Source organism: Saccharopolyspora oryzae (genome assembly GCF_027853915.1).
GTDB classification, from domain to species: domain Bacteria; phylum Actinomycetota; class Actinomycetes; order Mycobacteriales; family Pseudonocardiaceae; genus Saccharopolyspora; species Saccharopolyspora oryzae.
In genome coordinates, this window is the sequence record NZ_JAQGLA010000050.1 from 19,751 (window position 1) to 43,042 (window position 23,292).

The 23,292-nt window shown below is 69.6% G+C and carries 17 protein-coding genes; 14 read left to right on the forward strand and 3 right to left on the reverse strand.

The window, feature by feature from the left end:
- Positions 1–2: 2 nt before the first annotated feature.
- The 4 genes from wzt to OU415_RS24800 all read left to right on the forward strand — a co-directional run bounded on the left by wzt (position 3) and on the right by OU415_RS24800 (position 5,700).
- A complete protein-coding gene (wzt, locus tag OU415_RS24785; protein ID WP_270951579.1) occupies positions 3–821 on the forward strand; it encodes a galactan export ABC transporter ATP-binding subunit Wzt/RfbE in 819 nt (272 codons plus the stop codon).
- Positions 818–1,732, forward strand: coding sequence for a galactofuranosyltransferase GlfT1 (gene glfT1, locus OU415_RS24790; RefSeq protein ID WP_270951580.1), 915 nt, complete (start codon positions 818–820; stop codon positions 1,730–1,732). The genes wzt and glfT1 overlap by 4 nt, the downstream gene beginning before the upstream one ends.
- Before the next feature lie 226 nt (positions 1,733–1,958).
- The gene (locus OU415_RS24795) at positions 1,959–5,264 is read left to right on the forward strand and encodes an arabinosyltransferase domain-containing protein (protein WP_270951581.1); all 3,306 of its coding nucleotides are present in this window, start codon (positions 1,959–1,961) and stop codon (positions 5,262–5,264) included.
- A 166-nt stretch (positions 5,265–5,430) separates the two neighbouring features.
- Entirely contained in the window at positions 5,431–5,700 is a 270-nt protein-coding gene (locus OU415_RS24800; RefSeq protein ID WP_270951582.1) for a hypothetical protein, read from the forward strand.
- Here the strand turns inward: OU415_RS24800 and OU415_RS24805 are convergent, their stop codons facing one another.
- Together OU415_RS24805 and OU415_RS24810 are read right to left on the reverse strand one after the other, a co-directional pair.
- Positions 5,701–6,189 carry an LppP/LprE family lipoprotein gene (locus OU415_RS24805; RefSeq protein ID WP_270951583.1) on the reverse strand — a complete coding sequence of 163 codons (489 nt, stop codon included), beginning with the start codon at positions 6,187–6,189 and terminating at the stop codon, positions 5,701–5,703.
- 228 nt (positions 6,190–6,417) lie between these two features.
- Positions 6,418–6,858: a GtrA family protein gene (locus OU415_RS24810; RefSeq protein ID WP_270951584.1), complete on the reverse strand. Its 441-nt coding sequence runs from the start codon at positions 6,856–6,858 to the stop codon at positions 6,418–6,420.
- Between the two features lie 200 nt (positions 6,859–7,058).
- Here OU415_RS24810 and OU415_RS24815 point away from each other — a divergent pair, with 200 nt between their 5' ends.
- From OU415_RS24815 to OU415_RS24860, 10 genes are all read left to right on the forward strand, one after another.
- Positions 7,059–8,423: an FAD-binding oxidoreductase gene (locus tag OU415_RS24815; protein WP_270951586.1), complete on the forward strand. Its 1,365-nt coding sequence runs from the start codon at positions 7,059–7,061 to the stop codon at positions 8,421–8,423.
- A gap of 8 nt (positions 8,424–8,431) precedes the next feature.
- A complete protein-coding gene (locus OU415_RS24820) occupies positions 8,432–9,784 on the forward strand; it encodes an FAD-binding oxidoreductase (RefSeq protein ID WP_270951588.1) in 1,353 nt (450 codons plus the stop codon).
- The gene (locus OU415_RS24825; RefSeq protein WP_270951590.1) at positions 9,781–10,542 is read left to right on the forward strand and encodes a decaprenylphospho-beta-D-erythro-pentofuranosid-2-ulose 2-reductase; all 762 of its coding nucleotides are present in this window, start codon (positions 9,781–9,783) and stop codon (positions 10,540–10,542) included. The genes OU415_RS24820 and OU415_RS24825 overlap by 4 nt, the downstream gene beginning before the upstream one ends.
- A 375-nt stretch (positions 10,543–10,917) precedes the next feature.
- Positions 10,918–11,478 (forward strand): DUF4232 domain-containing protein, encoded by a 561-nt coding sequence (locus tag OU415_RS24830; RefSeq protein WP_270951592.1) that lies wholly within the window; start codon positions 10,918–10,920, stop codon positions 11,476–11,478.
- Between the two features lie 150 nt (positions 11,479–11,628).
- Complete coding sequence (locus OU415_RS24835; protein WP_270951594.1) at positions 11,629–12,264, forward strand: DUF4232 domain-containing protein; 636 nt, start codon at positions 11,629–11,631, stop codon at positions 12,262–12,264.
- Between the two features lie 246 nt (positions 12,265–12,510).
- Complete coding sequence (locus OU415_RS24840; RefSeq protein WP_270951596.1) at positions 12,511–15,648, forward strand: arabinosyltransferase domain-containing protein; 3,138 nt, start codon at positions 12,511–12,513, stop codon at positions 15,646–15,648.
- Positions 15,649–15,862: 214 nt separating this feature from the next.
- Positions 15,863–18,955: an arabinosyltransferase domain-containing protein gene (locus OU415_RS24845; protein ID WP_270951597.1), complete on the forward strand. Its 3,093-nt coding sequence runs from the start codon at positions 15,863–15,865 to the stop codon at positions 18,953–18,955.
- 2 nt (positions 18,956–18,957) lie between these two features.
- Positions 18,958–19,974 (forward strand): glycosyltransferase family 2 protein, encoded by a 1,017-nt coding sequence (locus tag OU415_RS24850; RefSeq protein WP_270951598.1) that lies wholly within the window; start codon positions 18,958–18,960, stop codon positions 19,972–19,974.
- Positions 19,961–20,368 carry a GtrA family protein gene (locus OU415_RS24855; protein ID WP_270951599.1) on the forward strand — a complete coding sequence of 136 codons (408 nt, stop codon included), beginning with the start codon at positions 19,961–19,963 and terminating at the stop codon, positions 20,366–20,368. The genes OU415_RS24850 and OU415_RS24855 overlap by 14 nt, the downstream gene beginning before the upstream one ends.
- On the forward strand, positions 20,365–21,633 hold the full coding sequence (locus OU415_RS24860; protein ID WP_270951601.1) for an NAD(P)/FAD-dependent oxidoreductase: 1,269 nt from the start codon (positions 20,365–20,367) through the stop codon (positions 21,631–21,633). The genes OU415_RS24855 and OU415_RS24860 overlap by 4 nt, the downstream gene beginning before the upstream one ends.
- 50 nt (positions 21,634–21,683) lie before the next feature.
- Here OU415_RS24860 and OU415_RS24865 read toward each other — a convergent pair whose 3' ends face one another.
- Positions 21,684–23,252, reverse strand: a complete 1,569-nt coding sequence (locus OU415_RS24865) for an alkaline phosphatase D family protein (RefSeq protein WP_270951603.1) — start codon at positions 23,250–23,252, stop codon at positions 21,684–21,686.
- Positions 23,253–23,292 lie beyond the last annotated feature (40 nt).

Here is a 23,292-nt window from a genome sequence, read left to right on the forward strand (position 1 = left end):
CTGTGGTCAGCATCGACGTCTGGAACGCTGCGGTCGACTTCCCGATCTTCGACGCGAAGTCCCGCTCGTTGAAGAAGGCCGTGCTCGGCAAGGCCGGCGGCAAGATCGGCACCGACAGCCGGGTGCCGATCATCGAGGCGCTGCACGACATCAACCTGTCGCTGCGGCACGGTGACCGGGTGGCCCTGGTCGGCCACAACGGTGCCGGCAAGTCCACCCTGCTGCGCCTGCTCAGCGGCATCTACGAGCCGACCCGGGGCAGCTCGCGGGTGGTCGGCAAGGTCGCGCCGGTGTTCGACCTCGGCGTCGGCATGGACCCGGAGATCTCCGGGTACGAGAACATCATCATCCGCGGTCTGTTCCTCGGCATGAGCCGCAAGGAGATGGAGAAGCGGATCGACGACATCGCCGAGTTCACCGAGCTCGGCGACTACCTGGCGATGCCGCTGCGCACCTACTCCACCGGTATGCGGGTGCGGTTGGCGCTCGGCGTGGTGACCTCGATCGACCCCGAGATCCTGATCCTGGACGAGGGCATCGGCGCGGTCGACGCGGAGTTCCTGGAGAAGGCCCGGGACCGGCTCAACGACCTGGTCAAGCGGTCCGGCATCCTGGTGTTCGCCTCGCACTCCGACGAGTTCCTGATCGAGCTGTGCAGCTCCGCCATCTGGATGGACAAGGGCGGCATGCGCGAACAGGGCTCGCTGCGCGAGGTCCTGACGCACTACAAGGGTTACGACCCCTTCGAGTACCTCAGCGAGGAAACCCTGGCCCGGATCGGCGAATCCGCGGCCACGATCGGGAGCAAAGAAGGCGCATGAGCACCGACTCCGCACAGCAGCTGCCTGCCGGGTCCGTAGTCGCGGTGATCGTCACCAGGCACCGTCGCGAGCTGCTGGCCGAGTCCTTGAAGGTCATCGCGAGCCAAACGCGGTTGCCGGACCACCTGGTGGTGGTCGACAACGGGCCGGACCAGTCCGCCGAGGACGTGGTGGCCGACTGCTCGATCCCGTCGACCTACATCGCCTCGCAGCGCAACCTGGGCGGCGCCGGCGGCTTCGCGCTGGGCATGCTGACCGCGCTGTCGCTGGGCGCCGAGTGGGTGTGGCTGGGCGATGACGACGGCCGTCCGGCCGACGAGCACGCGCTGGAGACGCTGCTGGACGTCGCCACCAAGCGGCGGCTGGCCGCGGTGTCGCCGGTGGTCGTCAACATCGACACCCCGGACAAGCTGGCGTTCCCGATGCGCCGCGGTCTGACCTGGAAGCGGCGGGTCAGCGAGCTCGGCGAGGGCGATTTCCTGCCCGGCATCGCGTCGCTGTTCAACGGCGCGCTGTTCCGCGCTTCGACGCTGGACGTGGTGGGCGTGCCGGACTACCGGCTGTTCTTCCGCGGCGACGAGGTGGAGATCCACCGGCGGGTGGTGCGCTCCGGGCTGCCGTTCGGCACCACGCTCCGGACGCGCTTCCTGCACCCGGACGGCTCGGCGGAGTTCAAGCCGATGCTGGGCGGCCGGTTCCACGCGCAGGACCCGTCGGACGCGAACAAGCGCTACTACACCTACCGCAACCGCGGCTACCTGATGTCGCAGCCGGGGATGCGCAAGATCGGGGCGCTGGAGATCGCCCGGTTCGGCCTGTACTTCGTGGGGCAGAAGCGCGACCCGAAGGCCTTCAAGGAGTGGCTGCGGCTGGTCCGCCAGGGCCAGCGGGAGCAGTTCTTCCGCCGTTGATCGTCGTCTCGTGAGCGCGCAGCGGGGTTCGGGCCCGGCTGCGCGCTCACGACGTTCCTGAACGAGTTGCGGCGCAACGGAAAACTGTCACCGACCGGTCACGAAACACTGAGAGTGACCTGAGAGCAACCTGAGTTCGCAGCTCACGGCGTTACCCGGGGTGGTGTTCTGCACACCCGCCGAGTGCCGCGGCAAGCCCCGGACCAGCAACTACTATTCTCCACCCGTGCTCAGTGACCAGGAGGAAAACCGCCGAACGGACGATGATCCGGCGCGCGCCGAGGTGAACACGCGGCAACCGTCCGCGAAGCGGCTCAAGCTGTTCGCGACGATCTTCGGACTGCTCGGCACGGTGCTCGCCCTGTCGGTGCCGTTCCTCCCGGTCAACTACGAGATCACCACGCTGAAGTGGCCGACGGCGGAAGGCACCAAGTCGGTGTCCGCACCGCTGGTGAGCTACTCGCCGGTGTGGCTGAAGGCCGACGTGCCGTGCGCCTCGGCGCGCAGCCTCGACCAGCGCACCAACGGCCCCGGCACCCTGCTGAGCACCAATCCGCCGTCCTCCGACTACGGCAACCTGACCGGCTTAGTCCTCCAGGTCGACAACGGCCACCTGACGCTGCTCAACAAGGGCCAGCAGGTCGGCACCGCGCCGCTGCCCGACGGCGACTGCACGATCGCGCTGAAGTCCGACGCCTACGAGACCACCGCCACCGCGGGCGGCGAGTCGCTGGCGGACCTGCACGGCGACCAGCGCCCGCAGCTGACCGGCATCTACTCCGGTCTCAACGACGGCATCGACAACGTGCACGGCCTGTCGTTCGAGGCCCGCGTCGACAACCGCTACGAGAGCCAGCCGACCACCCTCAAGATCGTCGTGATCGCGCTGGCCGTGGTGGCGTTCATCGGTTCCCTGGTCTGCCTGCGGCGGCTGGACGTGCGCGCCGGGCGGCGGCCCCCGAAGTGGGCCCCGGCCAAGTGGTGGAAGCCGACGTTCCGGGACGTCTCGGTGATCGGCTCGCTCGTCGTCTGGTGGGCCATCGGCGCCATGACCTCCGACGACGGCTACATCCTGACGATCGCGCGGGCGCGCGAGAGCTTCGGCTACGTCAGCAACTACTTCCGCTGGTTCGGCGTGCCGGAAGCGCCGTTCGGCTGGTTCTACGAGCTCTACGCGCTGTGGGTGCAGATCTCCACCGCGACGCCGTGGGTGCGCCTGCCCGCGCTGCTGATGGGCATCGTGTCCTGGCTGCTGATCAGCCGCGAGGTGCTGCCCCGGCTCGGCCAGCAGGTCCGGCGCTCCAACGCCGCCGGCTGGGCCGCCGCCGCGGTGTTCCTGGCGTTCTGGCTGCCCTACAACAACGGCCTGCGCCCGGAGCCGGTCGTGGTGCTGTTCTCGCTGCTGGCGCTGTGCGCCGTCGAGCGCGCCGTGGCCACCGGGCGGCTGATGCCCGCCGCGCTGGGCCTGGTCGTCGCCGCGCTGTCGGTGGGCGCGAACCCGCACGGCATGGTGTCCGTGCTGCCGTTCATCGCCGCGCTCAAGCCGCTGTTCCGGCTGGTGCGCAAGCGGGCCCAGGAGTTCGGCTGGCTACCGGTGCTGGCGCCGATCGCCGCGTCCGGGTTCATCATCCTGACGCTGGTGTTCTCCGACCAGACGTACAAGTCGGTCATGGACGCCACCGAGCTGCGCACCGACCTCGGCCCGAGCCAGAGCTGGTACGAGGAGCTCAGCCGCTACAACCTGCTGTTCAGCGCGACGCCGGACGGCTCGATGACGCGGCGCTTCCCGGTGCTGCTGGTGATCCTGTGCCTGGTCACCTGCGCGGTCGTGCTGCTGCGCCGCAGCCGGATCCGGGGTGCGGCGCTGGGCCCGAGCCGGCGGCTGCTGGCCATCACCGCGATGTCCTTCGGCGTGCTGGTGCTCACCCCCACCAAGTGGTCCCACCACTTCGGCATCTTCGCCGCGTTCGGCGGCGCGCTGGCCGCGCTGACGGCGTTGGCGACCAGCAGCACGGTGCTGCGGTCCAAGCGCAACCGCGCGGTGTTCGTCGCGATGCTGATGGTGATCCTGGCGTTCGCGGCCACCGGCCCCAACGCCTGGTGGTACGTCTCGGGCTGGGGCGTGCCCTGGTTCAACATGCCGCCGCAGCTCGCCGGCTACAAGCTGAGCACGATCTTCCTGGGGATCGCGGCGATCGCGCTGATCGTGGCGTTCATCGAGCACCTGCGCATCGACGAGAACAACCCCAAGGTCGTCGACGAGAGCTTCGGGCGCGAGGAGAAGCGCAGCCGCGCGCTGCGGCTGGGCACCGCGCCGCTGTCGATCGTGTGCGCGCTGCTGGTGCTGTTCGAGCTGGCCAACTTCGGCAAGGTCATCCAGAAGCAGTGGGGCAGCTACAGCATGGGCTCCGACAACGTGAAGCAGATCGTCGGTTCCAGCTGCGGCCTGTCGGACTACGTCTACGTGGAGACCAACCCGCAGTCCGGCATGCTGCGCGTGTCCCCCGAGCAGCCGAGCAAGGGCGCGCCGTCGCAGGACGTGCGCATCCCGATCCCGCCGACCCGGCTGGAGGGCAAGGAGGACATCGACCAGTACATGCGGGCCAAGATGGTCGGCTTCAACCGGCCGGGCCTGCCCGCGGGCGACGGCACCGACCCGGAGGAACCCGACTGGAAGCCGCCGCACCAGTTCGGCAACGACCGGGCGCCGGTGTGGGGCAGCTACGACCCGGCCGGCACCGGCACCGGTGAGCTGCGCACCCAGTGGTACGACCTGCCGGAGCGCGCGCAGACCGGCGAGGTGCCGGTGGTGATCTCGCTGGCCGGCAACGAGTTCGGCGCGAACTCGATCGCGCTGGAGTTCGGCCACGACACCCCGGACGGGTTCCTGGTCACCGCCCGCAAGTTCGTGGTGCAGCCGGGCGGCCCGGGCTGGCGCGACTTCCGCTACACGGTCGGCGGCCTGTCCGAGGGCGCCACCAAGATGCGCATCGTGGCCACCGACAACTCGCTGGGCCCGAACGGCTGGATCGCGGTCAGCGCGCCCCGCGCGCCGCAGCTGGTGAACATGACCGACTTCGTCGGCGACCAGCCGACGTTCGTGGAGTGGACCGGCGCGCTGGTGCACCCGTGCCTGCAGCTGCCGGGCGTGCACAACGGTGTGGCGGAGATCCCGAAGTTCCGGGTGTCGGCCGGCGCCGAGGTGCGCGAGATCGGCCAGGGCTGGTCGTCGCCGGACGCGGGCGGGCCGTTCGGCTGGCTCAACGTGGCGACCAGCATGCGCGAGCTGCCGACGTACCTGAAGAACAACATCCACCGGGACTGGGGCTCGCTGTACGCGGTGGACCCGTACGAGCCGGACGCCCTGCCCGCCCAGGCGGCGATGGACGTGCACACCGAAACGCACTGGGGCAACTGGACGCCGGGCCCGCTGTCGAAGACGGTCCACCTGCCGGGCGACGTCCCGAGCAGCGACGACCGCAACGACGTCAAGGCGTTCGAGGCTCCGGAGGAGCAGGAACCCGACCAGTGACGGCTGGGGGCTCCCGGGTTCGGGAGCCCCTCACCGGTACGCCGTGGGCGAAATGCGCTGGTCGGTCCTCCGCTGAGGGTGAAACCGGGTGTTGCGGCCGGGATCGGCGTGGTGCTCTGGGATCCGGGTCCTCGACCGTCGGGGACCACTGCGATTGGGGGTTCCCATGCCCGAACTGCGACCCGGCCTGGTGCTGCACCTCGCGGGCGTGAGCCAGCCGCTGCACATCGCGCTCGACCAGTCCGAGGCGGACGTGCTGCGCGACGTGCTCGCCGACCTGATGGCCAACGGCGAGACCAAGGCGCTCACCACCGCCGACGGCGGCAGCTTCGCGGTGAACTTCGCGCACGTGGCCACGGCGCACGTCGAGACGACGCGCTCCGACGCCAACGCCTACGGTGCCCCGGCCCGGGGCACCGGCTTCCGCCGCAACTGATCAGAAGTCGCCGGGGCGGTTCGGGTCGAAGCCGACCGGCGGATCGGCCTGGAGCTGGCCGCCGACCAGCCGGATCGTGTGCCGGGTCGGCGTGCCGCTCGGGCAGCAGCCCGGATCGTCGGCGTTGTAGACGGGGAACTCGACCCGGACCGCCGTGCCGTCCTGGGAGACGATGCTCACCAGGCCGACCTCCATCTTCTGCGCCAGCCGCTGCCCGTCGAAGAAGAACACGGCCTGGCAGCGGCCGTTCGCGCTGCCCGTGCACATCGCGTGGATGGCCCGGACCGGTCCGGCGAGCTCGCCCTCCGGCGGGGTCGGGGTGAAGCCGTCCGCCTCGATCTCGGCCATCGCGGCGGCGAGGTCGAACTCCTCGGCCTCCTTCGTCGACGGCGCCTGCGTCGTCGGCGCGGGCGGCGCCGGCTCAGGCGCCTGACCGCAGCCGGCGAGCAACACGACGAGCAGGGACAGCAGTCCCGCGGAACGACGCACCAGAACCTCCGAAACCCGCGGGCATCCCACCGGCCCGCTTCGTCCGGTTCGACGCGCGCCCCGGCCCACCCGTTCCCGCAAACCCGGCCCCGGGCACCAAAAAAGCTCCGTCTCCGCTGGTCAGGCCCCGTGAGTACTTTGGGGGGCTATAGCAACCCAAAGTACTCACGGTCTTTGACCAGGGGAAACGGAGCTTTCGCGCAGGCTTTGGCAGCGGTGCCGAGCCGGTCAGTCCCGGAAGACGACCCACTTGAGCATCACGAAGTTGATCAGGGTTCCGAGGCCCTGGGCGACGATCCAGCAGACCGCGTAGCGCAGCTGCGGGTCGAAGTCGGGCAGCGTCAGGTACAGCAGCTGGTTGGTGCCGACGTTGACGAAGAACGTCGCGGTGTAGACGACCGCGAAGCCGAGCGCCTTCGCCTTGGCGTTGCCGGTGCTCGCCCCGCTGAAGGTGAACTTCCGGTTGATCAGGTACGAGGCGGTGGTGCCGAGGATGAACGACACCGCCTTGGAGGTCCAGTTCGGCCAACCGAACGACAGCAGGAGCGCGTAGACCCCCGCGTCGATGATGGCGCAGAAGCCACCAATAGCGACGAATCGGATAAGCTGATTCACAACGCCTAGGCGCTTGGGCTCCGTCTGGTCCGTCTGGGCTTCGGCCACGGCCACTGGTTCACCTCGGGAATCGACGACAGGTCGTTCGGTGCCCAGGGCTTCTTCGCTCGGGCGCACCCGGCTGGACGCCGAAGACGCGGGAGTCCGGAACTCCGCGAACGTCCCGACGAGTGTAGCGATGACGCATCGCACATCACCGGAGACCGCGCGCACCCGCGGCGGTCGGTCGCCGTTGCGCGGATAGACTCGGCTGGGTGGGATCGGCAAACGACGAGCTTCAGACGCTGACGGGCTGGGGGCGCACGGCGCCGACCCAGGCGCACGTGGTGAGCACCCCGGACGTCGAGACGATCGCCCGAGCGGTCCTCGAGGCAGGTGAGCGCGGGGTCATCGCCCGCGGCCTGGGCCGCAGCTACGGCGACCCGGCGCAGAACGCCGGCGGCACCGTCATCGACATGACCGCCCTCGACCGGGTGCACCAGATCGACGTGGACGACGCCACGGTGGTCGTGGACGCCGGGGTCTCGCTGGACACCCTGATGCGCAGGCTGCTGCCGCACGGGTTGTGGATCCCGGTGCTGCCGGGCACCCGGCAGGTCACCGTCGGCGGTGCGATCGGCGCCGACATCCACGGCAAGAACCACCACTCGCAGGGCTCCTTCGGCAGCCACGTGCTGTCCCTGGACCTGCTCACCGCCGACGGCGAGGTCCGCACGCTGACCCCGGACGGCGAGGGCTCCGAGCTGTTCTGGGCCACGGTCGGCGGGATGGGCCTGACCGGCATCGTGCTCAAGGCGACGATCAAGCTCAAGCGCGTCGAGACCTCGTACTTCCTGGTCGACAACGTGCAGACCAAGAACCTCGACGAGCTGCTCGAGCACTTCACCGACGGCTCGGACGACAACTACGTCTACTCCGTCGCCTGGTTCGACTCGCTGGCCCGCGGCGACAAGATGGGGCGCGCACTGCTCACCCGCGGCAACTCGGCCAAGCTCGAGGACCTGCCGAAGAAGCTGCGCAAGGACCCGCTGAAGTTCAACGCGCCGCAGCTGATGACCACCCCGCCGATCTTCCCGAACGGCCTGGTGAACAAGTTCACCATCACCGCGTTCAACGAGGTCTGGTACCGCAAGGCGCCGACGAAGTTCGGCGCGGTGCAGAACATCACCCAGTTCTTCCACCCGCTCGACCTGGTCGGCGAGTGGAACCGGATCTACGGCCCGAACGGCTTCCTGCAGTACCAGTTCATGGTGCCGTTCGGCCAGGAGGCGACGTTCCGCCGCTCGATCGACAAGATCAGCGCCTCCGGCCACGCCTCGTTCCTGAACGTGCTCAAGACGTTCGGCGAGGGCAACCAGGCGCCGATGTCGTTCCCCCGCAAGGGCTGGACGCTCACCGTCGACATCCCCGTCACGCCGGGCCTGGACCGGCTGTGCCGGGAGCTGGACGACATGGTCCTGGAAGCAGGCGGCCGCCTGTACTTGGCCAAGGAATCCCGCACCTCGGCGGAGATGATCGAGCAGATGTACCCGCGCATCGAGGAATGGCGCAAGATCCGCGCCGCGGTCGACCCGGAGGGCGTCTTCCGCTCCGACCTGTCCCGGAGGCTTCACCTGTGACCCCAGCAATGGAAACCAAGGACCTGATGGGCTGGGCGCGCACCGCTCCTTCGCGGGCGCGCGTGCTCAGCACCACGGACCTCGACGCGATCGCGGAAGCGGTCCGCACCGCCGACGAGCGCGGCGTCATCGCCCGCGGCCTGGGCCGCAGCTACGGCGACGTGGCGCAGAACGCCGGCGGTGTGGTCGTCGACATGACGCGGCTGAACCGGATCCACGAGATCAACCCGGACACCGCGATCGTCGACGTCGACGCCGGTGTCAGCCTGGACCAGCTGATGAAGGCGGCGCTGCCGTACGGCCTGTGGGTCCCGGTGCTGCCGGGCACCCGCCAGGTCACCATCGGCGGCGCGATCGCCAACGACATCCACGGCAAGAACCACCACAGCGCGGGCAGCTTCGGCAACCACGTGGTGGAGATGGACCTGCTCACCGCCGACGGCCAGGTGCGCAAGCTGACCCCGGAGGGCCCCGAGCAGGAGCTGTTCTGGGCCACCGTCGCCGGCATCGGCCTGACCGGCCTGATCCTCCGGGCGAAGATCAAGATGACCCGGACCGAGACCGCGTACTTCCTCGCCGACGTGGACCGCACGGCGAACCTCGACGAGACGATCGAGCTGTTCAGCGACGGTTCCGACGAGAAGTACACCTACTCCTCGGCGTGGTTCGACACGATCTCCACCGGGCCGAAGCTGGGCCGCGCCGCGTTCGGCCGCGGCTCGCTGGCCACCGTCGACCAGCTGCCGCCGAAGCTGCGCGCGAACCCGCTGAAGTTCGACGCCCCGCAGCTGCTGACGCTGCCGGACGTGTTCCCGCCGCGGCTGGCCAACAAGCTGTCGTTCAGCGCGATCGGCGAGCTGTACTACCGCAAGACCCCGAAGCGCGGCCGGGACCTGATCCAGAACCTGACCGCCTTCTACCACCCGCTCGACATGATCGGCGAGTGGAACCGGGCCTACGGCTCCCAGGGCTTCCTGCAGTACCAGTTCTCCCTGCCCTACGGCAAGGAGGAGGACCTCAAGCGGATCACCCGCAAGGTCGCGCACTCCGGGCACGTCTCGTTCCTCAACGTCATCAAGAAGATGGGCGAGGGCAACCGGGCGCCGCTGTCCTACCCGCACCCGGGTTGGCTGGTGTGCCTGGACTTCCCGATCGTCAGCGGGCTGGGCCGGTTCTGCACCGAGCTCGACGAGGACGTCCTCGCCCTGGGCGGTCGGCTGTACACCGCGAAGGACTCGCGGACCCTGGCGTCGACCTTCCACCAGATGTACCCGCGGGTGGACGAGTTCCGGAAGATCCGCCAGACCGTTGACCCCGAAGGCATTTTCGCTTCAGACATGAGCCGGAGGCTTGAGCTGTGATCGACGCAGTTGGAAACCCCCAGTCCCTGCTGGTGCTCGGCGGCACCTCCGACATCGCGCTGGCGACGGCGAAGAAGTACGCCGAAGCCCGCCCGCTGCGGATCATCCTCGCCGACCGCCCCGAGGAGCAGGAGCGCCTGAACGCGGCCGCCGAGTCGCTGCGCAAGACCGGCAGCACGGTGTCGATCCTGACCTTCGACGCCCGCAAGCCCGAGACCCACGCCGAGGTCATCGACAAGGCGTTCGCCGACGGCGACGTCGACGTCACGCTGATCGCCTTCGGCATCCAGGGCGACAACGAGAAGGGCTGGACCGACGTCGAGGCGGCCCGCGCGGTGGCCGACATCAACTACACCGCCCCGGTGTCGCTGGGCGTGCTGCTGGCCGATCGGCTGCGCAAGCAGGGCCACGGCAACCTCGCGGTGATGTCCTCCCCGGCCGGTGAGCGGGCGCGGCGGTCGAACTTCGTCTACGGCTCGTCGAAGGCCGGTCTGGACGTGTTCTTCTCGGGCCTGGGCTACGCGCTGGAGGAGCACGGCGTCAAGGTGACCGTCGTGCGGCCGAACTTCACGCACACCAAGCTGACCGAGGGCATGAAGGCCGCGCCGATGGCGAACACCCCGGAGAGCGTCGCGAAGGCGATCGTGGACGGCGTCCGCAAGGGCAGCCCGGTGGTGTACGCCCCCGCGCAGTTCCGGTTCGTGATGACGATCCTGCGGCACGTGCCGCGCGCCATCTTCCGCAAGCTGCCGATCTGATCTGCTTCCCGAACGGGGTCACCGGGATCGTCCCGGTGGCCCCGTTCGTCGTTCCGGGCCCGGTAACGTTTTGGTCTTCCGGGCAACGTTGTGGGGTCCTGGAGCGATCAGCTGTGTGACGGCGCTGTTGCGCTGCCCGATCTTCCCGACGCGCTCCGCGCTGGGGGAAGCGCGGATGCCTGGAGAAGTGGGGTTCACCGGGCGCCCGCGTCCGTGGGCCCTCCACCTGCCCTGCTGTACGGAGGGCCCACGGAACGTCCGTTCGCCATTGCGCTGTGATGCGCATCACTCTCCCCGCATGGGAACTGCGACCGCCACCGCACGTCTTCCGAACGAGAAGCAGCTGACGGCACATGTTCAGGGGAGCTGGGGAAAATGCGCTTGCACACCACCGGAAAAGCACTGCTCGCGGCAGCGGTCTGCGTCGTCTCGCTCAGCGCGTGCGGGAACGCGCAGCAGTCGTCGAATTCGCTCCAGGTCGACAACGCGGCCAACGAGAGCAGCGGCCAGGGGCGCTCCGGCGGCCCCGCGGACTGCGCGGCGGACCAGCTGAAGCCGTCGTTCGTGCTCTCCACGACCGGTTCCGCCGCCGGCTACGTCTCGGTCACCAACGAGGGCTCCGAGCCGTGCGTGCTGGACAGCGACTACCCGACCATCGAATTCCTCAACCGGGACGCCCAGCCCGTCGAGGACGTCACCTACCTGCAGGGCGAGCCCGGCACCCATCCGCTCACGCTCGCGCCTGGCGAGGTCGCCGCCGCGGAGCTCGACTGGAAGGACATGGGCGACGACTGCGTGGCCCGCGTCTGGGCGATGGGCCTGAAGGTTCGGCCGGACGACCCGGCCGAGTCGGTCGACCCGATGCTCAACGACAAGCCCTGGGTGTTCGACCTGTGCGGCAACGAGGTCACCGCCGACGGCTGGCGGCGGGGCTGACCGCTCCGGCGCGCGCTGTTAGTCCGAGTTGAAAAAGGACGAACAGCGCCGTGATCCAGATCACCGATCAGTTCTTGGAACTGCGGCTGCGGCTGCGCGTCTATGGGTTCAGGAAGTGATTGAACCCACATGTTCGGGGGATTCGGAGAAATGCACTTACGCACCATCGGGAAGACCATCGCCGCAGCGACGATCTGCGTTGCTTCGCTCAGCGCCTGCGACCTTCCGCAGTCGCAGTCCCAGCAAGCACCGCAAACGCAGCAGAGCAGCAACACGTCCGGCGAAACTCCCAGCGAGCAGAGCGAATCGACGAGTTCCCCGGAATCATCCGAATCCGCGGAAACGAGCAGTTCGACCGATTCCGGCGATGACGTCTCCGCTTGCGATGTGGAGCGGATGAACACGTCGTTCCGGCTCGCCACGACGGGTTCGGTCGACGGTTATCTCGAGGTCACCAACGATGGCGGAAATCCCTGCACCCTGAAGAGCTCTTACCCGACGGTGGAATTCACCGGCCGGGACGGCACCGGTATCTCGGACGTCACCTACAAGCAGGGCTCGGGCGGCTCCGGCTCGGTCACGCTGCAGCCCGGCGAGACCGCCAGTTCGGACGTCGAGTGGCAGGCCAGCGGTGACCAGTGCGTCGCGCGGGTGTGGGCGCTGAACCTGTCGCTGCAACCGGGCGAGAAGCCGAAGTCGGTGGACCCGGTGCTCAACGACCAGCCGGGCCAGGTGTTCGACCTGTGCGGCCACGAGGTCACCGTCAGCGGCTGGCAGAAGGGCTGACCCAGCAGCGGATTCCGAAGAGGACCCCTGCCATCTCCGGCAGGGGTCCTCTTCGTTTTCCCGGCGTGCGGCGGACCTGCCGAAATGTGCTTTTCCCGCCGGAAGGGCAACCTCTTGCGTTGTGCCGATCGTCAATCGGCTGGACGAATTTCGGCGCGCGAAAGCGGTGATCGCGCAGTGCGTTCGCCAGGATGGCGGACGCACCGTTCAACGCCAGGAGGACCGTTGGAGCACCCGAGCAGCTCTGTGCAACTCGAGCCACCCGCCGAGACCAGGCCGGCCGCCGCGCCGACCGAGTCCCGGTTCGGGCGGTGGTTGGCGCACCTGCTCGCGCTCTGCGTCGGCGTCGTCGGCCTGGTCTGCGCGTTATCGCTGCCGTTCGCCCCGGTGTGGGTGGACCGCACCGAAGTGCACTGGCCCGGCCCGGAAGCCGAGACCACGACGGCGCTCTTCGCGCCGTACCGACCGGCGTCGTTCGAGGCGTCCGTGCCGTGCTCGACGATGCGCAACGCCCTCGACCGGCCGGGGCGGACCACCGTCCTCACCACACTGCCGCCGGGCAGCGACCGCGAAGGCCTGGTGCTGACCGCTGAGGACGGCAAGCCGAAGCTGCTGCTCGACCAGAAGCAGGTCGAGCTGCCGCCGAACGCCTGCCGGTTGGAGATCAGCGCCGACGCGCAGCGCTCGCTGGTGACCGTCGACGGCAGGCAGCCGATCGCGCTGCCCGGCCTCGCGGCGCCGGAGGTCTTCACCTTCGCCACCGACCTCGATCCCGGGCAGCTGACCGGGGTTTCGGTCACCGCCCGCACCTTCTCGTGGTTCGACACCTCGCCCACCGAGCTCAAGAGCGCGCTGATCACCGGCGCGCTGGTGCTCTCGCTCGTCTCGCTGCTCCTGCTCCTCGTGCACGCGCCACCGGTGTTCCGTTCCGTGCGAGTGGCGCTCACGCCGCTGCCGGTGGACGTCGGCGTCGCGGCCGTGCTGGCGTGCTGGCTCGTCATCGGCCCGCTGACCGACGACGACGGCTTCGCGATGATGACCGTCCGCAACTACGGCGACGCCGGGGACATCGGCAACTACTACCGCTGGTTCAACGCGTCGGAAACACCGTTCACCCTGGTCCAGCACCTGATGCGGTGGTGGTCGGCGGACGACCTGTCCCCGGTCTGGCTCCGGGTGCCCAGCGCGGTGGCCGGACTGCTGACCTGGTTCGCGGTCAGCCGCGGGATCGTCGCGCCGGTGTGCCGCGGCGCCCGGCGGTTCCCGCTGCACCTGGTCGCGGCGGTGTTCTTCCTGGCCTGCTGGCTGCCGTTCGGCCTGGGCATCCGCCCCGAAGCGTTCCTCGCGCTGGGCACGTCCGCGCTGGTCGCGGCGCTGCTGAAGCTGGACCGGACGCGGTCCCCGCAGCTGTGGCTCGGGATCGCGGCCCTGATCGCCGGGCTGACCGCGGCCGTCACGCCGACCGGCATCAGCGCGCTGCTGATCGTGCTGGTGTTCGCGCCGCGCATCTGGCGGGTGCTGGTCCAGCCCGGCGTCCTGCCGCGCTGGATCCTGGCGCCGACCCGCGCGGCGCTGGCCGCGTGCCTGGCGGCGACGGGTCTGGTGGCGATGTTCGCCGATTCGACGTGGCGCGGAGTCGTGGCGGCGACCGGGATCCACAACGAGTTCGGGCCGAGCCTGGGCTGGTACCAGGAGATCAACCGGTACTCGGCGCTGCTGGGCACCTGGATCTGGGGCACCTCGGCGAAGCGGATGGCGGTGTTCCTGGTGATCACCGCCGCGCTGCTGGCCGGGGCGTGCGCGATGCGGCAGGTCCACCGGTGGACGAGGGTCGGCGATCTGCCGGTGCTGCTCGGTTCGGTCGTCGCGGTGCTGGCCGCGCTGTGGTTGACGCCGTCGAAGTGGACCCACCACTTCGGATCGCTGGCCGGGGTCGGTGCGGCGCTGCTCGCGGTGGTCGCGGTCGTGCTGGTGCGGGTCGGCAAGCTCCAGCACGCCAAGCGGGAGTCGCTGCTGCTCGGCGTGTTCGGCGCTCTCGCGGCGGCGGTGGCCGCGGCGCTGTCGTTCATGGGCCCCAACATCTGGCCGATGCAGTCCGATTTCGCCATGCCCTGGTCGGATTCCCCGGTGCGGCCGGACGTTCCGCTCGACAGCCCGGCGTTCTGGCTGGCCGGAGCCGTCCTCGTCGGACTGGTCGTGTTCAGCGTTGTGCGCCTCCGGGCCAAGGTGCGGGCCCGGCCGACGAACAGTCTCATGTGGACGCTCATGCCCGCTTCGCTGCTGAGCGGTGCGGCGTTGGCGTCGGTGCTGGTGCTGCTCGGCTCGTTCGCCGCGGCACCGCAGGTCATGGGCGACCGGTTCTCCGTGGCGCGGATGAACTGGCAGAGCCCCAACTGCGGGCTGGAGGACGAGGCCCAGGCCCTGCCCATCGCCGAGCAGATGTGGCCGCTGGTCGGGGAAGCCGAGCTGGACGGGTTCAGCGCGGGCGGTGCCCCGCCGCAGGAAGCGGATGTGCGCAACGCGGGATCGGGCCGGCCGCTGGAGGTGACACCGCCGGAAACCGAGCCCGAGCGCGGCCCGCGCGACGAGGTGCAGGCGACGTCGGCCAGCGAGTACTCGTGGACGAGCCTGAACGGCGGACCGCAGAACACCGGTTCGCTGATCAGCCCGTGGTTCGGCATGCCGCAGCTGACCAGCAAGCAGGCCCTGTCGCTGTGGATCGCCGGACGTCCCGAGCAGGGCAACTCGCTGAAGCTGGAGTTCGCCGCGGCGGACCGATCGCTGGGGGTCCGCGAGCTGCGCGACCCGCCGCCGACCGACCTGCCGTTCAACGACCCGCGCCACGGGAGGCCGCTCGACTGGCGGAACTTCCGCGACTGGCGGATGCACAACATCGACGGCCGCGACATCCCGCGCGGCGCGGACCGCGTCCGGATCCTCGCCGAGGACCGCACGACCGACGAGCAGGGCTGGCTGTCGGTGAGCGGCCCGGTGGTGCGCGACGTCGTGCCGCTGCGCCAGGCGCTCGACGTGCAGAAGCCCGCGCTGATCGACTGGACGATGAGCTTCGTGTTCCCCTGCCGCAGCGACTACCCGCAGGTGGCGGGCGGTGTCGCGAGCAGTCCGCGGCTGATGGTGACGCCGCCGTCGGGCGACTGGGGCATGGCCGTCGACCCGGACTGGGGCGGGGTCTTCGCCGGCGCGACGATGCTGTCCCGCCGCATCGAGATCCCCACCCGCCTCCGCGACGCCCCCGGCACGGCCTGGGGCCGCCTCTTCGCGGTCCACTACGGCACCCAACGGGACGACTACACGACGACCCGCACCCGAGAAGTCATCGGCGGGGCCGACGGCGACCACCCGTACCCCTTCAAACCCCACTGACCCCACACCCGGTCACGACGACCACCCGCAAGTGGCCCGGGTGGGACCGCAGTTTCAATTGAAACTGTGGTCCGTCGTGCCTGGGATGTGCAGTTTCAATTGAAACTGCGGATCTCGGAACCACCGGGTGACCCCCATTCAGGTGCTGCGGGATCGGGTGAACTGGCTGAAACTAGTTCGCATTGCGCATCCAGCCAGTTGACCGGGGGACATCGTGGCGGACCAGGGCGGCCTGAAAGCAGAGCTCGATCCCCCGCTGCCCGCACCGGCCCCGCGAAAACGTCGCCCGTCCGGGGGATTCGGACTGCTCATCGGGGTGATGGGCGTGCTGGTGGCGCTCGCCGTGCCGTTAGCACCGGTGATCACCCAGCAGGTCGCGGTGACCTGGCCGAAAGCCGGGCAGCTGCCGGAGAGCACGCTGGCGTTCGTGGTGCCGTACCACCCGGCCGAGGTCCACGTCCAGGTCCCGTGCCCGGTGGTCCGCGCTGGTCAGCAGCGCGACACCCCGACGACGCTGGTCGCCAGCCGACCGCCAGGTCAACCCACCGAGGGTTTCGCGGTCACCACCGCCGCCGACCACGTGATCGTCCTGGTCGGCGGCCGCGAAGCGCTCCGCGCGCCGATCTCGGCCGCCTGCGACGTCGCCATCGACGCCGACACCTCGGGCAGCCGGGCACGGATCGGCGACCGGACGGTCGATCTCCCCGGCGTCCTGGTCCGGGACGTCGTCGCGTTCGCCACCGACCTCGCGCCCGACCAAGCGGCCGGCCTCCAGGTCCGGCTGACCACCGCGAACTGGTTCGAGAACTCCCCCACCGCGCTCAAAAAACTCCTGATCGCAGCCCAAATCGCCCTCGTCCTCCTGGCTTTCACCGCCCTCCTCGCCCACGACCGGTCCCGCCGCCGTTCCGCAAATTCCATTGAAATCGGACCTCCAATTTCCATTGAATTTGCGGAACCCCGCACCCGGGAGCCTCGGAGGGGATCCAGGATTCCGGGGTACCTCGTCGATCTCGGGGTGATCGCGGTCCTCGGCGGCTGGTGGGTGCTGGGACCGACCACACCGGACGACTCGTTCGCCGCGATGACCGTGCGGAACGGCCTGCTGACCGGCGACATCGGCAACTACTACCGCTGGGAGAACGCCTCCGAAGCCCCGTTCACGCTGGTCCAGCACCTGCTCGAACCCGTCGCCGCGTGGAACGCCAACCCGCTGGCGATGCGCATCCCGAGCGTGATCGCGGCGCTGCTGACCTGGTTCCTGCTCAGCCGCGGCATCCTCGGCGCAGCCCTCCCGCAACACGCCCGCCGCAGCCCGGTCCGGCTGCTGGCGGCGGTGAGCTTCCTGGCCTGGTGGCTGCCGTTCGGCCTGGGCGTCCGCCCGGAACCCTTCGAGGCGCTGGGCCTGGCCGCAGTGCTGGCCTGCGTCCTCCAAGCAGTGCGGCGAGACCGGGTCGCCCCGCTCGGACTCGCCGCGCTGGCCGCCGGGCTCTCGGTCGCGGTGAACCCGATGGGCATCACCGCGCTCGTCCCCTTCGCGGTGCTCGCCCCGCAGCTGAAACGCCTGCTCAGCGCACAGATCGCGGCCCTGCTCTGCGGTATCGCCGCCGTCGGCGTGGTGGCGATGTTCGCCGACCAGTCGCTGTTCGGCGTCCGCAAGGCCACCGAGCTGCACTCCTACTACGGCCCGGACGTGCCCTGGTTCGAGGAGATCCTGCGCTACCAGTACCTGCTGGGCTTCGACCTGCAAGGCGACATCGCCCGACGCGCACCGATCCTGCTGACCGCCGTCGTCGCGGTCTTCAGCGGACTGCTGCTGGTGCGCGGCGCGCGCCGCCTGCCCGGCATGGCGCTGGCGCACGCGCTGCCGCTGTGCCTGCTGCTGAGCATCACCCTGATGATCGCGACACCCTCCAAATGGACGCATTACTTCGGCGCGCTTGCCGCAGTCGGAGCCGCTACCCTGACCGCAGGTGCGGTCCTGATCACATCCGCCGCCCGGCACTTCGCCCGCGACCGGGTGGTGCTGGTGGCGGGTGCGTTGTGCTCCGCCCTCGCCGCGCTCGCCGCGGCGCTGACGTTCGCTGGAAAGAACAACTGGTTCTTGCACTCCCAGTACGGAGTGCCATGGGGAGAGCAGCCGGTGCGGCCGCTGGACAGTCCCGCGTCGTGGCTGTTCGCGGTGGTCGTGCTGCTGGCGGTGTCCGTCCTACTCGGACGCACCAACGCGGAACGGCCCAGGCGGCTGCTCATTCGAATTCCCGCGCTGCTAGGCGTGGGCGCGGTGGGGGTGACGGTGGCGGTCGTGCTCGGTTCGTTCGTCGTCGCGCCCATCCGGCAGACCGGCGCCTACTCCATCGGCGGTCAGGGCCTGGCCGCGCTGACCGGCGGCAGCTGCGGCATCGCGGACCACGTGGTCGCGACCCCGGACGTCCCGGGCGGCGCGCTGGTCCCGCAGGGTCCCGCCGAGACCAGCGGCTTCACCGCCGGAACCGGGTACGCGCAGGAGTTCGCCCCGCCCGGTGGAGTCCGCGATCTCTGGGGCAGCCTCGACGGCGGGCAGATCTCCACCGGCGAGCTCACCACCGGCTGGTTCGAGCTGCCCGAACTCGAGCCGGACCAGGAGCTCGCGGTCGCGATCGCCGGGCGAAGCGGCGACGGCAACCGGGTGGTGCTGGAGTTCGGCTCCCCCCGCGGCGTCCTCGGCGAGCGCGTCCTGGACGACACCTGGCTCGACGCGGACGAGCGCCCGGCCTACCCGACCGACCACGTGGTGGAGGACCGCCCGCAGGACCACCCCGCGTGGCGCGACCTGCCCGTTCCCGCCCGGGAGATCCCGGCCGGAGCGACCGCGGTGCGGATCCGGGCCGTGGACGGCACCACCGATCCGAGCGGCTGGCTCGCGGTCGCCGGGCCGCGCGTGCGGGACGTCGTGCCGCTGCCGGAGTACCTGCGGGGGAAGGCCCCGATCCTGGTGGACTGGTCGATGACCTGGAACGCGCCGTGCCTGCAGGACATGCCGCGGATGGCCGGTGGGCTCGTCGAACCGCCCGCGTACCTGGTCACGCCGCCCAGCGGCACGGGCTTCGGCGGCACCGCCGCGTACACCCGCAGCATCGGCGGATCCTTCGCCGGCGTGGGCGAAGTCGGTAACCGGAAAGAAGTGCCGACCCGACTACTCGGTGTCGAGAAAACCCCTGAGTACGCCGAATGGGGACACCTGATCGAGGTGGATTACCCGATGCCAGGCAACGAATACGACGTCCGGGGCGTTCCTGTTCCACGGTGGGGTTGGCGAGGGGAGTGACCATGGCCGACACGATGCGCCAGCAGGTCCGAATTCCGGTGCCGCAGCAGGAACCGCGCAGCAGCGGCGACCCGGGCGGTCCTGCGCTGGTCTCCTACGTGCTGCCGGTGTTCAACGAGGTAGACGGCATCCGGCGCTTCCACGAGGAGCTCACCGCGGCCACGGCCACCCGGCCCGAGTTCGACTACGAGTTCATCTACGTCAACGACGGATCCAGCGACGGCTCGCTGGAAGCCCTGCAGGACATCGCCAAGAACGATCCGCGGGCGCGGGTGGTGGACTTCGCGCGCAACTACGGCCACCAGATCGCCATCACCGCCGGGCTCGACCACGCCGCAGGCGACGCGGTGATCGTGATGGACACCGACCTGCAGGACCCGCCGCGGGTCAGCCTGGAGCTGATCGACGCCTGGCAGGACGGCGCGGAGATCGTGTCCGCGCGCCGCCGCACCCGCCAGGACACGCCGTTCAAGCGCGCCACCGCCGCCGGCTACTACCGGGTGCTGCGGCGCTGCGCGGAGGTCGACATCCCGGTGGACACCGGCGACTTCCGGCTGCTCAACCGGCGCGCCGCCGAGGAGCTGCGCGGTTTCCGGGAACGCAGCCGGTTCATCCGCGGCATGGTCGCCTCGATGGGGTTCCAGCAGCACGAGGTGCTGTTCGACCGGGACGAGCGGCTCGCGGGCGAGACCAAGTACCCGATGCGCAAGATGCTGCGGCTGGCCGCCGACGGCGTCACCGGGTTCTCCACCGTCCCGCTCAAGATGATCACCCGGATGGGGTTCATCACCTTGGGTCTGGCGCTGCTCGGCATCATCTACGCGGTGACGCTACGGCTGTTCTTCCCCGCGGTGACGGTCTCCGGGTGGACCATGCTGATGGTCGCCATGCTGTTCCTCGGCGGGCTGCAGATGCTCTCGCTCGGGGTGATCGGCAGCTACGTCGGCCGCATCTACAGCGAGGTGCAGCAACGCCCGCTCTACATCGTGCGGGATGTGATCCGGCATGACGCGGACTGAGCAGCTGGCGCGGCGAGAGCCGCTGATCAGCCGGTCGCTGCTGCGCTACGCGATGATCGGCGCCAGCGGCGTGCTGCTGGACTACTTGCTGTTCCTGTTGCTGTACAACACCTTCGGCCTGCACGAGCAGGTCGCCAACGCGATCAGCACGACCGCCGGGATCACCAACAACTTCGTGCTCAACGCGCTGTTCAACTTCCGCAAGCGGGACCGGATCCTGGTGCGCTTCCTGCGGTTCTACGCCGTCGGCCTGGCCGGGATCGGCCTGACCTTCGTGCTGCTGCAGGTCTTCTCCGGCTGGCTCGGCATCGACCCGAACCTGGTCAAGGCCGCGTCCCTGCCGATCGTCCTGATCGTCCAGTACACCATCAACAAGAAGTGGAGCTTCGGATGAGAGTCGGCATCGTCGGTGCTGGTGCGACCGGGTTGACCGCGGCCTACGACGCGGTCAAGGCCGGGCACGACGTGACGGTGCTGGAGGCCTCCGCCGAACTCGGCGGACTGGCCGCGTCGATCGAGGTCGGCGGCACCCCGCTGGAACGCTTCTACCACCACAGCTTCCGCACCGACCGGGCGATGATCGGGCTGATCGAGGAGCTCGGGCTCGGCCACCTGCTGTGGTTCCACCGCCCCACCACCGGCGTGTACGCCGACGGTCAGCTGCACGACTTCGGCACCCCGCAGGAGATGCTGCGGTTCCCGGGTTTCTCGCTGCTGGACAAGTTCCGCTTCGGCGCGTCAGCAGCGGCGCTGAAGGCGGTGCGCAACGGTCAGCGGTTCAACTCGGTGCGCGCGCTGGAGTGGATGCGCCGCTGGGCCGGTCGGCGGGTGACCGAGAGCATCTGGGAACCGCTGCTGGTGGGCAAGTTCGGCATCCACGCCGAGCAGATCTCGATGGCCTGGCTGTGGGCCAGGATCCACTACCGCACCTTCGAACTCGGTTACGTGCACGGCGGATTCGAGCAGGTCTACCGCGCGCTGCTGGACGCGGTGACCGAGCGCGGCGGCAAGGTCGAGTTCGGCAAACCGGTGGCCACCATCCGCCAGCCCGGCGCGACGGTCCTGGTCGGCACCGGCGACGGCAGCAGCTACGAGTTCGACCGGGTCATCGTCACGGTCCCGCAGCCGGTGTTCGCCGAAGCGGCCGGGATCGAGCACGACGACGTGCTGTGGCGCAACCAGTACCTGGGCGCGACGTGCTTCATCCTGGAGTGCGACCGCAGCGTGATCCCGCACTACTGGCTGAACGTCAACGACACGGCGTTCCCGTTCCTGGCCGTCGTGGAGCACACGAACATGGTCGATCCCAGCGAGTACGGCGGTCGCCACATCGTCTACGTCGGCAACTACGTGCCCCGCGACGACTGGCGCTTCACCACCGACCCCGCCGAACTCCTGGAGCGCTACGTCCCCTGGCTGCGCAAGCTGAACCCGGACTTCGACCGCTCCTGGATCCAGAACTGGCACTTCTCCAAGGCGCCCTTCGCCCAACCGATCGTGACCCCCCGCTACCGCTCCCTGATCCCGGGCCACCGGACGAAGATGCCCGGCGTCACCCTGGCGACGATGTCCCAGATCTACCCCCAGGACCGGGGCCAGTCCTACGCGATCGCCATGGCCCACGAAGTGACCGACCACCTCGGCCTCAGCAACCGGTGATGGTCCACTGTGGATAGCGGCGCGCAGCGCTGGCTGCGCGCCGCTTCCGGTCAGGCCTTGTTGAGGCCTGGTTTGCCGTCTTCGATGATGAAGGAGGCCAGGGTTTCCACCGGTGCTCCCGGTTTCGACACGTACGGGAGGACCTTGTAGTCCGCTCGCAGGCCTTCCGGGGTGATCTCGGTGTTGATGTAGCCGCGCTGGTTGCTGTACAGGCGAACGTGCGGGTTCTCGCGGAGGTAGGCCTTTTCCTTGTCGGTCAGGTTCGGGGAACCGTCGCCGCCGCTGGTGATCGACGTGGTGGTGAGCTCGGTGCCCACGATCCTGTCGCCGTCGTGGATCTCGTTGGCCCAGTGCGTGTGCACGTCACCGGTGAGGACCACGGGGTTGCGGACCTTGGCGCGCTGCCAGCCCTGGACGACCCGCTCGCGGGAACCGACGTAGCCGTCCCAGGCGTCCGGGTTGTAGCCCTTCTCCTCGCCGTTGAGGTAATCGATCTCGGCGAACATGACCTGCTGGCCCAGCACGTCCCAGCGGGCGTTCGACTGCTGGAGGCCCGTGAGCAGCCAGCGCTCCTGCTCGGCGCCGGTGAGGCTGCGCTTCGGGTTCAGGCGCTCCGGGTCCTGGGTCGGGAACTTGTCGCCGCCCACCTGGTCGTCCCGGTACTGGCGGGTGTCGAGCATGTGGAAGTTGACCAGCCGGCCCCACTGGATCCGCCGGTGCAGGCGCAGGTCGATGCCCTGCGGCACCTGCGCGCGGCGCAGCGGCATGTTCTCGTAGTACGCCTGGAAGGCGGCCTTGCGGCGCTCCAGGAAGTTCGGCTGCGGCTTCTCCGGCTTCTCGTAGACCTCGTCGGCCCAGTTGTTGTCGACCTCGTGGTCGTCCCAGACCACGACCCACGGGGCGGCCGCGTGCGCGTGCTGGAGGTCCGCGTCGGTCTTGTACTGGGCGTGCCGCTGCCGGTAGTTCGCCAGCGTCTCGGTCTCCGGCCCGGCGTGGTCGCGCGGGTTGCCGCTCGGCGCGACGTAGTCCCCGGCCTTGTACTCGTACTGGTAGTCGCCCAGGTGCAGGATCAGGTCCGGGTGCTCGTCGCCGAGGTGCCGGTAGGCGGTGAAGAACCCGTGCTCGTACTGCGCGCACGACGCGAACGCCATGGACAGGCTGGTCAGCGCGTTGGGCAGCGGCGCGGTGCGGGTGCGGCCGGTCGGCGACAGCGAGCCCTCGGCGCGGAAGCGGTAGAAGTAGTCGCGGTCCGGGCGCAACCCGGCCAGCTCGACGTGCACGCTGTGCCCCAGCTCCGGCGCGGCCTGCGCCTCGCCGCGCTGCACGACGCGCGTGAACCGCTCGTCCTCGGCGACCTCCCACTGCACCGGGAGGGTCTTGCCCGGCATCCCGCCCATGCCGTCCTCGGCGAGCGGATCGGCGGCCAGGCGGGTCCACAGCACGACCCCGTCCGGCGCCGGATCACCGGACGCGACGCCCAGCGTGAAGACCTCGCCGCGCCGAGCAGCACCAGCACCGGGCAGCGCGGCGGCCGGGAACGAAGCAGCGGTGGTCAGCGCAGCGGCGCCGGCGAGCGTTCCGCCTAACAGCACGCTGCGCCGCGAGATGGATTCGGGCACGAAGACCTCCAAGTTCGGGAAACGAGATCAACTCTCATCC